This window comes from Pseudomonas putida, assembly GCA_041071465.1.
Lineage (GTDB): Bacteria > Pseudomonadota > Gammaproteobacteria > Pseudomonadales > Pseudomonadaceae > Aquipseudomonas > Aquipseudomonas putida_P.
Genome location: CP163498.1, coordinates 4,083,697 through 4,096,755 on the forward strand (window position 1 = coordinate 4,083,697; position 13,059 = coordinate 4,096,755).

Below are 13,059 nucleotides of genomic sequence, written 5' to 3' on the forward strand. Positions count from 1 at the left end.
CGCAGTCGATTTATTCTGTCTAATTTTTGATACGAATCAGGCGAGGCAGGCTGATAGCCGGCTTCGATGATTAAGCCGGCTGAGCCTTTTTCAGCTGTTCACTCTGACAGGCAGGAAGCAGAAAGACCGTAGCGGCCATCGCCACGACGTAAAGCGACGAGAGCAACATGATCGCGGCAGTGAAGGAGTAATGAAGTGCTACCGCCCCCACAACTAATGGACCGAACCCGCCCGCAGCACGGCCAATGTTGAACAGCACGTTCTGGGCCGTGGCGCGTATCTGCGCCGGATAGAGATCAGAGATCAACGCCCCATAACCGCCGATCATACCGTTCACAAAAATCCCCATGATCGCGCCGGCGAACAGCATGACGGTCGGGTTATCAAGGTTGGCATAAGCAATGACCATGATCGCTGCGCCTGCTTGGTAGAGCAGGAACATCTTCTTGCGGCCAAAGCGATCCGCCAGTTGGCCGAACAGCCAAATCCCGAATGCCATGCCCAGCACAGTGACTGCAGTCCAAGTACCAGATGCCATGAGCGAAAAGCCGAATTTCTTGGACAAGTAGCTGGGCATCCAGATCATCAGGCCGTAGTACCCAAAGTTCTGCACAGAAGTCAGGACCATCACCCCAACACTGGCCTTGGTGGTCTGCCGGTCTTTGAAAAGGTCAGTGAATCGCCGAGCAAACGGAACAGGATCAGCTGCAGCCTTCACGAACTCAGCCGGCTCACTCATCGTGTGACGGACAATCAAAGAAACGAAAGCAGGCAGCAAGCCGACCAGGAACATGCCACGCCAGCCGATGTAAGGCAGAAGCAATGGTGTGAGAAGAGCCGCCGCAAGAACACCGGCTTGCCATCCCATGCCCACATAAGAGGAGGCTCGGTTGCGCCGGTGTGCCGGCCAGGTCTCGGCGATCAGCGCCATGCCGATACCGAACTCACCACCCAAACCGAAACCGGCGAGGGTCCTGTAGATCAACAGATCCCAATAGCCCTGAGCGATTGCGCAGAGACCAGTGAAGATGGAGAAGGTCAGGATGCACAGGGTCAGCATTCGAACCCGGCCATAGCGATCGCTCAATTGGCCAAATATCAGCCCGCCTGCCACAGCTCCCAATAACGTCCAAGTCACCAGCGAGCCGGCCTCCGATGATGTCAGCGCAAGGCCGATCGTAATCGCAGGCAGCATAAACCCGAGAATCAGTAAGTCGAAGCCGTCCATTGCATAACCCGTCACACTGGCTATCAAAGCCTTGCGCGGTGACGCATCCTTTTTTTGAACCATGTCGGACGAAGCCATCATGCTTTACCTCTTGTTTTTGTATAGTTTTTTAGACGACCTGACAGAGGGACTCGCCAGACCCGCCACCTGCTGGCACCTCAAGGGCTGACCACAGGTTACTGCTAGCGCCGGCTTTTGTCTAAATATTTAGATTTCACGAAAAGCCCGAAACAGCGAATGCACTAAAGGTGCCATTCGAGGTTGATGGAAAGTGCGTCGACATCAATCCCATCGCCCGTGCGGTTGCCGAATTTGTTCCGCCAATACTCGTATCCGGGCCCAACCCAGAACACGTTCTTCTTGGCCCCGACGAGCTGACCTGCGTCGACCATCAAGGAGGTACGCATCAGTTGCTCATCTGCGGTGGGGTTGTTGCGGTAGTCATCACCCTTTTCAGTGTTGTAGCTGTAGAAGCCCTGGAATTTCATCGGCACACTGCCAACCGTGAACGGGACACCCCATGTCAGGTTCAGTTGGTAGAAGGGGTCGAACAGCATCGATGAGTGGTTCCCGGGTAGGTCACAGCTGTCTAGGCCGCAGTGGTTCCATTCCCGTGCGTAATACAGGCTCAGGTCGAGAAAACCCGCCGGCAGCGCAAATTTGAGGGTTGGACCGATCACCACCATTCGCTTGCGTGACTGGAATGCGTTGTTCTTTGTATTCCAGTCAAAACCCAGGGTCAGCGCGACATCCTTGACCGGGCCGAAGGCCAGGGGCTTATCGAAAATCCGGCCGTACTGCAGTTGATTGCGATAAGTCAGGTAGATTTCGGTGGCGCCACTGTCGCTCTCCTTTTTGGGGTCATTGTGATCTGACTTGAACACATCAAGGTTCGCAAATTGCTGGCCCAGCGCGTAGGTGCTGACATGGGTGAGCTGGACGATGTGCTTAGCCACGTCTTTCTTTTTGCCTGGGTCCGAGAAATGACTGCTGTAGCGATATCCAATGAAGGTATCGCTGAACGCTGGGGGTTGAGCTGCCATGACAGCTGGGGTCAAAAAAAGGGCGAGTACGGGCGCGCCGATTCTGGTCTTCATTACCGAAGCTCCAATCAGAGTGTTGTTATTACGCGTTGGGCAGGAAAAAACTGCCTAGCTGTCAGGTCCTAGGACCAAAGCCAAGCAAGCAGGCAAGGAAGTGCTACAAAACGGTGCGGAGTGTGTGCTGAGATACCTAGCCGCGGGTCGGCGCGAGGGGAGTTGAGTAGACATGAGCCGGCCTTTTTTTGTATTTTTTAGACGAACAACTTCACCTGTCTAAATATTGATACACTTGCAGCATGACTTCGTCAAGCCGATCTGGTCGGACACGCGCACTCATCCAATAATGATAAGGATTCTCATTGAACCAGATTGATTACCAAGCAATCGGCGAACGTCTCAGGGCTTTTCGAATTGGCCGTCAGCTGAATGCCGATCAGGTTGCAGAAAAGCTCGGCATCTCGCGTGCTGCGGTTTATCGCCTCGAACTCGGCAAAATCGTAAAGCTCGAAACGCTGGAGCGGTTGGCGGAGCTGTTGAAGGTCTCGCTGACCAGCCTGCTGGGTTCAGACACGGAGTACTTCGACAATGCGCTGGGTTACTTCGAGCGCATGAGGCAGCTGGAAGCGAGGTCCAGCAGCATCATCTCCTACTTCGATCCGTTCTCTTATCTCCTGACAACGCCTGAGTACTCTGAGCTGTTCAAAACGATGCTCTACGAGGCCAGGCCTCGGGTTTTCAGCGGTGCTCAAGAAGCGATGGAAGACCAGATACTGAGTATCCTGGACGAGCGGAAATCCACCTTCTTCCGCCAAAAATTCGAGGTCAAGTCCATCGTCGGTCTGCGCCAGATTGAGCGCTATTTGCACATTGGCCTGGTAGGTCGTTTGGACTTACCGCCCAGTGTTCGTATGGAGCGGGCTTTGCTCGCCCGCCGAGAGATCGAAAACCTGATCAGCATCGTGGAATCGAACAGCGATCATCCGAACATCTATCTGATCGACGAAGCGCTCCCAAGCGCCACCTTCCAGATCTTCGAACAGAAAAACACAAGCTACGTAGCAGTCAGCCCCTACCGACTGGGCGAATTGCCCAATCTGCATGTAGGCATTGCTAGCGTGACGTCATCGGCCCAGGCGGTGGACATGTACAAAGCCATGTCTACCGACTTGTTGAGCCGAGCATATTCAGGCCGAGACGCTATGAGGAAGCTCCAGCAGCTGCTGGCAAAGTTGTAACTAGACGTGCGTCGCCCTGGCTTTCCTGGACACTTTTAAGCGACTGATTTTGGTCGTTAGCCAAGCTCGGCAAACGGCCACCTCAACGCCCAGAGGAAGTCAGTCGAGCTAAATCGAGGCTTCTGGGGCACGTATCTGATACCCGGCTCGGTTGCCCGGCGCCGGGTGGATTTGGGGAACGGGCATAGCCCACCAACTTGGCCCAAACATACGTCCGGGCCGGTGATGATCGGTGTTGATCGCTGCCCAAGGCCCCACTTACTTCAGCGGCACGTAGATATCCGTTTGCCACTGCTCCAGCGGCGTTTCCGGGTACACGCTCAGGTACTGGAAGAACAACGGATGGTCGCGCAATTCTTCATTGCTCGATGGCAGCCAGTCACGATAAAGCGGGTAGATGGTTTCGCCGATGTAGTCAGGCGAGCCGATATGCCGGATCACGGCGCAACGCCCGGCCGGGATGACCCGCTCATGTACGGCGAAATCGTTGGGCTGCACAGCCTCATCAATCTCACCGCAAACGGCAAAGCGAAAAGCGTCGGGCGGGGTGGTGTCGGGGTTGTCGTAGGGAATGCCGAACGTGCGGCTGCTGGCCACCGGCGACTGGCCGCTGTGCATGCGCCATTGGCGAAAACGCGCGACGCTTTCGCCGACCAGGCCGGGTGGCCCTCGGTGTTCGAGCGCGGCTACGCGGGTTTCGGCGAAATCCACGATACGGATCTGCATGGTGATACTCCTGGAAAGGTGTGGAACAACGAATACCGCACTCCAGGCCTGCCAGTTCGGCGCCTTGGCGAAGACGCTGGGCGCCATGCCAAAGGCACGCTTGAACGCTCTGGAAAAGGCTTCGGGGCTTTCGAAACCGGCGCCGAATGCGGCTTCCAGGACGGGCATTGCGGGTGAGGCGACCAGCTGGTGCGCCGCGCGTCGAAGCCTCATCAGTTGCACATACCGCGAAACCGGAATGCCCATGTATGCCGTGAACTGCCGATGGAAGTGAAACGCCGAGAAGTTGGCGATGCGGCTCAGGGCATTCACCGACAGGTCGCCTTCAAGGTGGCTGTCGATGTAGGCAAGCACGGCTTCGAACCGCTTTGCGTAGGTAGGGTTGTGCTGTGAGTCAGTCAACGAACGGAATCTCCGGAAGGTGCGGTGAGCGCTAGCATCCGTTGTTCAGGCATCGAGGTGCCTAGCCGTGATTGCTCAATCGGGGATTGTCTTGACCATGCCGTGGATGACGCCAGTGTGGCCGGGTGTACCGCGCTACCGGCCAGTTAAGCAAGTTGGGCCGCAAAAGCGGCCCCTGTAACGCTAGCTGACAGGTGGGTCAATCCACCCGCACGAACTCGTTCTTGGCCATTTCACTGCCGCCGACGGCTTCCAGGCGCTTGCCGCCCTCCAGTACGCGCACATTGATCAGTGCAAGCCCGTCCTTGTTGCGCGCCGTGACCACATCATCCTTGCGCTCCCACTCTTCGACCTTGACCTTGCTGCCATTGGCGATGATGTAGTCCTTGGAGAACTCCCACTTTTGCTTGGGGCTTTTGAAACCCATCACCGTGGTGGTGGCTTCGTAAGTCCCTTCCAGGGCGTCGTTGCCGCAGCCGGCCAGTACAAAGAATGGCAGCGCTGCGAGTACCAGTTTGAATGTACGCATGTGATTTCCTTATCGGTTGGTTTTGATGGTGAGAGGCATCATGAAAGCGGAGTGCCTGTAGCAGGTCCATGGACATCCGCATGGGCGCTACGCCGCGGGATTATACAGACCGGGCCTGATCAGCAAAGTTGCATGCACCCGGGTGCTTGAAACCTTGACGAAGTTGTCTGGGCTGGTGGGGTAGAGCAGCCGTGTTTTTCAGGCAAGGCTGCAGGGTGAGTACCAGGGGGCCGCGGAATCGATGTGAACGTGTTTCTGCTTCTTGGGCAGGAACGGAGTATCAAGTGTGCCCAGGGCTATCGAAACCCAGTCGGCAAAATCACCTTGGGACCGTGACCAGAACAAGCTTGAGCCGCACGCGACGCAAAACTCGCGCACTACCGTCGGTGAAGAGGCGAACGTCTTGATGTAGGTAGCACCGCGTAGTATGCGCAGCATACTGCGCGGCACGCTGCCGTACGAAGCGAATGCGGCGCCATGACCTTTACGGCATTGGCTGCAATGGCAATGGCTCACTGCCTTGGGTGGGGTGAGTAGCAGGTAACTGACCGCTGTGCATAGGCAGCTTCCTTGGTATACCTCTGTCATTGGTGCTTCCGTGCAGGATGAAAACGCCAGGGTAAACGCACAGGCTTGATCAGTCGACTGATCACTTTCAACCTATAGTTGTCGTTGGCGAAAAAGTGCAGTTGATCCTATGCGAATGTTCAAGGTATCAGTAGAACACTCGATTGATACCCTGGTTGGGTGAATACGGTATCCTAAGCCCCGTCTCGCCGGCCAGAGTGTGTTTAACAAATGACTGTAATTGCCCTGATCAACCCAGACAATGATCCGCACCTAATTGCTGACTGCCTGATTACTTCTGATGGGCAGGATGGCCGCACAGCGAAGTCGATTTGGGTCCCTTCGTTAGGCATCGTTCAAACAGATTGGCAAGACCTTGATGGGCCTTTCCATCTGGTACGTATGGCTCGCAAGACGATCGTCCTCCCCAATGGTGGTGGGATGCTTGCCTTTGCAGGTGACTGCCGACCGGCCTTCGAGTTTTGGGTTGCGCTGTCTGACGCAATCAATACCAGGATCTCTTACGACCCGGGCGCCTTGGTCGATCATGACATGCTGCAGCGTATATTGATCAGCATGGGAGAGCAGGCAAGGCGCTTCCATGTTTTAGGTGTTCTGATCGACAGAAACAATCGGAAGCATGCATTCACCCATCGATCAGAACTGTCTGTCGAAACAGAAAATTTTGGCACGTGCTACCTCGCCGGAAGTGGAAGCAAACTGCTGCAGAAGGAGATCTTGCAGCAAGATCAGCGCTTCACACAAATGGGCGAATGGACGTGGGGCAAAATTTCCCCAACGGAGGAGCTGTCAGAGTCGCTCTGCTCAAGCATGCTCTACCATGAATCGGACATCAACAATGGTCGCAGGCCGGACACGCCAATGCATGAGCGATTTGGCGGTTTCTACGAGTGGTACGGGTTTAAACATGCTGGCGTAAAACCAATGCCTTCGCGGCTAGATATAAACTTGCTTTGGGAAAACGATACGCTCTATTTGACCCGCTTGCATTTGTCAGAATCCTACAGTTCAAATGGCGAGAAAAGCAGTAGATTTAAAAGTTCACAGGTATTATTGAGTGTTTTGACGTTTTGCTGTTGCCGGGTGGAAGTTGACTTTCAGGCGCTCATGAATCTGGATCTTAAGCTTCTGTTCGGAAGAGCGGACGGGCTGTTGATTGAACGCTTCGTGAATCTATATGACTCAGTCGATACTCTGGTCGATCCCCGTATATCTGGAGTGGCGGGTGCTCAGTTTCTGGATGAACAATTTGCAATTCCGCTTGTCGTCAGGAATGTTCGGCTCATCGTGAGCGTGAATGGAAAAAGTATTGCAAAGGGCGTATCGCAAAGCGAGAATATCAAACAGCCCGCCACTGTGCACTCACAGAACGGCGTCGCAAGTATTGCTCTCGACCCCAATGTTTGCCTTCTGATTGCAGATATTTTGAATCGAAACATCTAGGCAAGGTTGAATGCAGTATTGAATTAGCCATGTTTCACCCTTCATCGTTAACAGCCATTCGCCAAATGGCTGTTAACGTCCCAGAGTGAAAACCGGTGGTAGCGCAGCCAGCCCCTGTCAGTGCTGCGCGCTATCCACTGCGATGCCTTCGCCGGATACTTCGGTGTAGCGGGCACTGCGATCGGCAATGGCGTAATGAATCAACCCGCCCAAACCTGCCCCAAAGAACCACGAAAACTGCGACAGCGTATCGAACGCCGGCACCAGCGCCAGCACGATGGCGATCAGCGCAGCCGGGATGAACGCCGCTACAGCGCGCAGGTTGACCCCACGGTTGTAGTGATAGGCAGCCTCTGTACTTTCGCTGTACAGCTGCGGCAGGTTTACCCGGCTGCGGCGAACCAGGTAGTAGTCGGTGACGATGATTCCGTACAGTGGGCCGAGCAGGGCACCCAGGCCGCCGAGGAAATACACGATCACCGACGGGCTGTTATACAGGTGCCAAGGCAGGATCAGCACCGCGATGGCGGCGCTGAGCAAGCCGGCGCGGCGGAAGTTCAGCAGGTTCGGCGCGAGGTTGGCGAGCACGTAGGCCGGGGCGACGAAGTTGGCCATGATGTTCACCGCGACGGTGACGATCAGGAAGGCCAGGCAGGCCAGCACCAGGCCGGCGGTGTTGGGGATGGCGGCGACGATTTCGGTCGGTCCCTGCACCAGCTTGCCGTCGATGCTGAACTGCGCGCCGGCCAGTACCACGGCGATCAGCGCGAAGCCGAGCATGTTCACCGGCAGGCCCCAGAAGTTGCCCACGCTGATGGTGCGGCGGTCTGGGCAGTTACGGGTAAAATCGCAGAAGTTGAGAATCATGGTGCCGTACAGCGAGACCCACAGCGCGGCGGCACCGAGCACTTTCAGCCACATAGTCGAGCCGGTTGGCGCGTTGCCGCTGGACCATGAAATCGACAGGCCACTGCGCCAGTACATCCAGCCCGCCAGGCAGGCAAAGGCGACCAGAATGATCGGCCCGGTGATGGACTCGAAGCGGCGCACCATCTCCATGCCGTAGGCAAAAATCGCCACCTGCACGCACCATATGCCTAGGAAGGTGATCCAGCCCAGCGTCGACAGACCGAGGATCGAGTTCTGGTCGTAGGCTTTGAGGTCTGGAGCGATGGCGGTCAGCAGCACGCGCAGCACGACCGAGGCGAGGTAGGTTTGTATGCCGAACCAGGCGATAGCGATCACCGCGCGGATCAGTGCCGGGATCTGCGCACCATGAATGCCGAAGCTGATACGGCACATGACGGGGTAGGGCAGGCCGGTCTTCTGGCCCATGTAGCCCGACAGGTTCATCAGGCCGTAGATCACCAGCGCACCAAGCGCGAAGGCGGCGAGGATCTGCGCGCCGCTCATGCCCAGGGCGAACAGGCCGATGGCGAAGGAATAGTTGGCGATGTTATGCACATCGTTGGTCCACAGCGCGAACAGGCTGTAACGCCCCCAGGTGCGATTGGCCGCGCGGGTCGGGGCAAGGTCGGCACTGTACAGACGCGGGCTCAACGCCAGCTGATTGGGCTCGGCCGTATCGGCGGGGAGAACATCAAGCTGACCAACATCGGAACGTGAAATCGACGCCATCGGGACTCCATGATGGTTGTGTACTTTTATTATTGAATTTGTATACACACAAGATTCATACCAACCCACGCGTTCGGTTGAGGCCAGCCTTCTACAGCCTTCATTCGGCATTTTTGCGTGATACGCCTCGCCGAGAAGTGGGTATTTTGTGCACATTTTTTGTGCAAAGTTGTTACCGCACGCGCCAGGCGGGGATGCTTACCTGTTCACCAGGTTGAGCTGACGCGCTGAACGGGTGGCTTTCAAGGGAATGTTCGGACTAATCTGCCAACAGGATTCTATGGGGGCTTTTCGATGTCGCATGTATCGCTCGGACTGGGTCTGTTACTTGCCGCTGCCTTGGTCGAAGCAGCCCCACTGCAGGTGCCCACCCCGGCCGCACTGAGGAGCCAGCTCGAAAGCCTCAAGCCTGGCCAGTTTCTCTGGTACCCGCAGGTTTCGCCGGTAGGGCCGGTGACCGTGGTGGTGAGCCTTACCGAGCAACGTGCCTACGTCTATCGCAATGGCATTGCCATTGGCGTCAGTACCGTGAGCAGCGGCAAGCCAGGCCGGGAAACCCCCACCGGGGTATTCAGCATTCTGCAGAAGAAGGTCGAGCACAAATCCAGCCTCTACAACAGCGCGCCGATGCCCTATATGGAGCGCCTGACGTGGGACGGCATTGCCTTGCACGCTGGCCATCTGCCGGGCTACCCCGCTTCGCATGGTTGTGTCCGGTTGCCGATGGACTTTGCCAAGAAGCTGTACGAAGTCACCGGTTTCAGTTCGACGACTGTCATCGTTTCCGATACCAACAGTGCGCCGGTGGAGGTCTACCACCCCGGCGTGCTGGCGCCTACGGTCAGCGATGGCAAGGCCCAAGGCCCGCTGGTATTGAACAACCAACAGTTCTGGAACGACCCAGACCCGACGGCTGGGCCACTGTCGATCCTGATCAGCCGCGCCGACTTGCGGGCCTACGTGTTCCGCGGTGGCCAGTTGATCGGTTCGGCGCCGGCACTTTCGGCTGAAAGCGGCCAGCATCGCAGTGGCATGGCGGTGTATTCCCTGTTGCAAAAGCCATCCAGCTTGGCACTCGATGGCGGGCTACCCTTACGCTGGTCAGTGGTGGGCTTGAGCAACCCGGAGTATGGAAATACGCCTTATGAACAATTGGGGCAATTGAACATCAACCCGGAATTTCGCCGTCATCTACGAGCGGCAATGGACGTTGGCACGATGCTGGTGATCACCGACTGGGCGTCTACTCGGGATACCCGCAGCAATGGACAATTCACGGTGATCAGCACCGAGGGCAGTGAAGAATCTAAACCATTGGTCAAGAAATGATCGGCAATCTTCAGTAAATCAAGCAAAGTAGCGGTTTTTGGCTGCAAACAAGGCAGATAAGACACGTTTTCAACAGGGTACCCTATGTCGATGTTTGAACCTTTGCGCGGAGCCGTCCGGCTCTCGGTGGCCAGTATTGGCCTGTTTTCTTGAGCGCCTGGCCTGCTGCCTACGCGCAATCTCTGCCTAGTGCTGCCGAGCTGCAGCAGTTGGCGCCGAACGCCAACCTGTCCACCTTGGCCCTGGCCCTTACTGCCTATTCATGCGCCAGTCACAACGACGCGAACAAGTTGCTGACGGTGATCGATTACTCCAAGGCCTCGCGTGACAAACGCCTGTGGGTGTTCGACCTGCGGGCCCGGAAACTGCTGTTCGAAGAGTGGGTCGCCCATGGCAAGAACAGCGGCGCCGATGTGCCGACCACGTTCTCCAACGCGCCGAACAGTTACCAGTCCTCCATCGGCCTGTATGAAACCGGCCAGACCTACAGCGGCAAGCATGGCCGCTCGCTGCGCCTGCAAGGGTTGGAGCCGGGGTTCAACGACAACAGCATGTCGCGGGCAATCGTGATGCATGCCGCCGCGTATGCCGACCCCAAGGTTGTGCCCGGCCTAGGGCGCCTGGGGCGCAGCCAGGGCTGCCCTGCCGTTCGGCCGGCCATTGCCGGCAAGCTGATCGAGACGTTGCAACGCGGTAGCTATGTGTTTGCCTATTACCCGCAGCAGAACTGGCTGAAAACATCACGTTTTCTCAACGCACAGAGCTGCCCGCTGGCAAATCAGTCGCTCGCCAGCAAGTAGAGGCAACGGTGGGTAGTTACTGATTACCCTTGGCCTGTTGCTCCAGGTGCACCTGCAACGTCGGATCGATTTGCAGTGCGCTGGCCAGTTCGTCCAGGTAGGCCCGCTCTGCGGGCTGCTGGTCATCCACCAGCATCACGCTAGCCAGGTACATTTCGGCAGCCATGGCGGGGTCCTGGGCAGACTGTGCCACCTCGGCTGCATCGAGTGGTTTGCTAACCTCCTCATCCAGCCATTGCTGCAGTTGCGGGTCGCTGGTGTGGCGTTTGATTTCGGCGTAGATCAACTGTTCTTCTTGCTCGTCGATGCGACCGTCAGCCTTGGCTGCCGCGATCAATGCGCGCAGTACCGCATGGCTGTGGCCTTCGGCTTCGGCGCCCGACAGTTGATCGACCGTACGCATGGCCTGTTGCGGGGCGGCTGCCTGGCTGCGTTGCCAGCTTTGATAGGCCTGGAACGCCATCATGCCCAACGACGCCAGCGCGGCATAATTGGTGCCACCCGCAGAGCGGCCCTGGGTAGAGCCAAGCGCGCTGCCGCCACCCAAAAGCCCGCCCAGTAAACCACCAAGACCGCCAGCGCCACCCGTTGCACTGCCGCCGCCAAGCAGCCCTCCCAGCAAGCCGCCCAGGCCGTCTTGCGATGCCAGGCCGCCGTTCCCTTGTTGCGCTCGCGAGCCTTGTCCGGCGCGCAGCAGCTGTTCGAGTAGATCAGTCGTGTTCATGGCACCGCCCTCGGTCGGTAGTCGTTGCCCAGACAAGCAACGATAGCCCCCTCGAGGCGAACTGCCATGACCGTTTGGCAGACTTGGCCCAGAAGGGCCAAGGTCGGGTCAGGCACCCATATGGCAGGTGCTGCAGCCAGGGTACTGGCTCAGCCTCTCATCACTTCGTCCAATGCCTGCTCAAGGGTGCTGACCGTGCGCTCGATATTGTGCAGCTTTTCGAGCCCGAACAGACCGATGCGGAAGGTCTGGAAGTCGGCTGGCTCGTCACATTGCAACGGCACGCCGGCGGCTATCTGCAGGCCGTGATCGGCAAATTTCTTGCCGCTCTTGATATCGGCATCATCGGTGTAGCTCACCACGACGCCCGGTGCCTGAAAGCCCGATGCGGCCACGCTCTTGATGCCTTTGCCAGTCAACAGGGCGCGCACCCGATCACCTAGCGCCTGTTGTTCCGCGCGGACCTTGTCGAAGCCGTAGGCTTGCATCTCGTTCACCACGTCGTTGAACCGTGCGAGCGAATCGCTGGGCATGGTCGCATGGTACGCATGCCCACCTTGCTCGTAGGCCTGCATGATCTGAAGCCACTTTTTCAGGTCGCAGGCAAAGCTGCTGCTCTGTGTGTGCTCGATGCGTTCGAGGGCCAACGCGCTGAACATCACCAAGGCGCAGCAAGGTGAGGCGCTCCAGCCTTTTTGCGGTGCGCTGATCAGCAGGTCGACCGCGCACTTGTGCATATCGACCCAAATCGTGCCGGAGGCGATGCAGTCCAGTACGAACAGGCCACCCACTGCATGCACGGCATCGCCGACGGCCCGCAGGTAATCGTCGGGCAGGATAATCCCTGATGAGGTTTCAACGTGGGGCGCGAAGACAATCTGAGGCTTGTGCGCCTCAATTGCCGCCAGCACTTGCTCCAGAGGCGGTGGCGCGTAGGCCGCCTGGCGCCCCGTGTCGACCGGTCGGGCTTTCAGCACCGTGGTGGCCGCCGGGATGTTGCCCGTATCGAGGATTTGGCTCCAGCGATAACTGAACCAGCCGTTGCGTATCACCAGGCATTGCTGGCCAGTGGCAAACTGGCGCGCAACTGCTTCCATGCCGAATGTACCGCTGCCCGGCACTACCGCAACAGCCTGGGCGCCATAGACCTGTTTCAGGGTCTTGGAAATGTTCTTCATCACGCCTTGAAATGCCTGAGACATGTGATTGAGCGAGCGGTCGGTGTACACCACCGAGTACTCGACCAGCCCCTCAGGATCAATACTGGAGTAGAGCGTTGACATGGGGTGACTCCTTGGCAGAGATGTCCGTGATATCGACCCTGCCCTAAGCCCTGGCAAATGACAAGACGGGGCAGGGCGGTGTGCGGCTTCG

The 13,059-nt window shown here is 57.5% G+C and carries 11 protein-coding genes and 1 pseudogene; 4 read left to right on the forward strand and 8 right to left on the reverse strand.

Going from position 1 to position 13,059, the window contains the following annotated elements; genetic code table 11:
- Positions 1–70 precede the first annotated feature (70 nt).
- Together AB5975_18830 and AB5975_18835 are read right to left on the reverse strand one after the other, a co-directional pair.
- Entirely contained in the window at positions 71–1,309 is a 1,239-nt protein-coding gene (locus AB5975_18830) for an MFS transporter (GenBank protein XDR18663.1), read from the reverse strand.
- A 161-nt stretch (positions 1,310–1,470) separates the two neighbouring features.
- Complete coding sequence (locus AB5975_18835) at positions 1,471–2,325, reverse strand: hypothetical protein (GenBank protein ID XDR18664.1); 855 nt, start codon at positions 2,323–2,325, stop codon at positions 1,471–1,473.
- Between the two features lie 305 nt (positions 2,326–2,630).
- Here AB5975_18835 and AB5975_18840 point away from each other — a divergent pair, with 305 nt between their 5' ends.
- The gene (locus AB5975_18840) at positions 2,631–3,506 is read left to right on the forward strand and encodes a helix-turn-helix domain-containing protein (protein XDR18665.1); all 876 of its coding nucleotides are present in this window, start codon (positions 2,631–2,633) and stop codon (positions 3,504–3,506) included.
- 258 nt (positions 3,507–3,764) lie between these two features.
- Here AB5975_18840 and AB5975_18845 read toward each other — a convergent pair whose 3' ends face one another.
- The 3 genes from AB5975_18845 to AB5975_18855 form a co-directional block, all read right to left on the reverse strand.
- The gene (locus AB5975_18845; protein XDR18666.1) at positions 3,765–4,634 is read right to left on the reverse strand and encodes a GyrI-like domain-containing protein; all 870 of its coding nucleotides are present in this window, start codon (positions 4,632–4,634) and stop codon (positions 3,765–3,767) included.
- Between the two features lie 199 nt (positions 4,635–4,833).
- A complete protein-coding gene (locus AB5975_18850; protein ID XDR18667.1) occupies positions 4,834–5,163 on the reverse strand; it encodes a hypothetical protein in 330 nt (109 codons plus the stop codon).
- Between the two features lie 198 nt (positions 5,164–5,361).
- The gene (locus tag AB5975_18855; GenBank protein ID XDR18668.1) at positions 5,362–5,751 is read right to left on the reverse strand and encodes a GFA family protein; all 390 of its coding nucleotides are present in this window, start codon (positions 5,749–5,751) and stop codon (positions 5,362–5,364) included.
- 210 nt (positions 5,752–5,961) lie between these two features.
- On the opposite strand from AB5975_18855, the gene AB5975_18860 reads away from it, so the two are divergent.
- Positions 5,962–7,194 carry a hypothetical protein gene (locus tag AB5975_18860; protein XDR18669.1) on the forward strand — a complete coding sequence of 411 codons (1,233 nt, stop codon included), beginning with the start codon at positions 5,962–5,964 and terminating at the stop codon, positions 7,192–7,194.
- A gap of 117 nt (positions 7,195–7,311) precedes the next feature.
- On the opposite strand, the gene AB5975_18865 is transcribed toward AB5975_18860, so the two are convergent.
- On the reverse strand, positions 7,312–8,832 hold the full coding sequence (locus tag AB5975_18865) for an NCS1 family nucleobase:cation symporter-1 (GenBank protein XDR18670.1): 1,521 nt from the start codon (positions 8,830–8,832) through the stop codon (positions 7,312–7,314).
- Between the two features lie 294 nt (positions 8,833–9,126).
- Here AB5975_18865 and AB5975_18870 point away from each other — a divergent pair, with 294 nt between their 5' ends.
- Both AB5975_18870 and AB5975_18875 read left to right on the forward strand, forming a co-directional pair.
- Complete coding sequence (locus AB5975_18870; protein XDR18671.1) at positions 9,127–10,161, forward strand: L,D-transpeptidase; 1,035 nt, start codon at positions 9,127–9,129, stop codon at positions 10,159–10,161.
- Positions 10,162–10,331: 170 nt separating this feature from the next.
- Positions 10,332–10,961, forward strand: a pseudogene (locus tag AB5975_18875) (murein L,D-transpeptidase catalytic domain family protein).
- Positions 10,962–10,977: 16 nt separating this feature from the next.
- Here AB5975_18875 and AB5975_18880 read toward each other — a convergent pair.
- Together AB5975_18880 and AB5975_18885 are read right to left on the reverse strand one after the other, a co-directional pair.
- Positions 10,978–11,685: a tellurite resistance TerB family protein gene (locus AB5975_18880; protein XDR18672.1), complete on the reverse strand. Its 708-nt coding sequence runs from the start codon at positions 11,683–11,685 to the stop codon at positions 10,978–10,980.
- A gap of 149 nt (positions 11,686–11,834) precedes the next feature.
- The gene (locus AB5975_18885) at positions 11,835–12,968 is read right to left on the reverse strand and encodes an aminotransferase class V-fold PLP-dependent enzyme (GenBank protein XDR18673.1); all 1,134 of its coding nucleotides are present in this window, start codon (positions 12,966–12,968) and stop codon (positions 11,835–11,837) included.
- Positions 12,969–13,059: the final 91 nt, after the last annotated feature.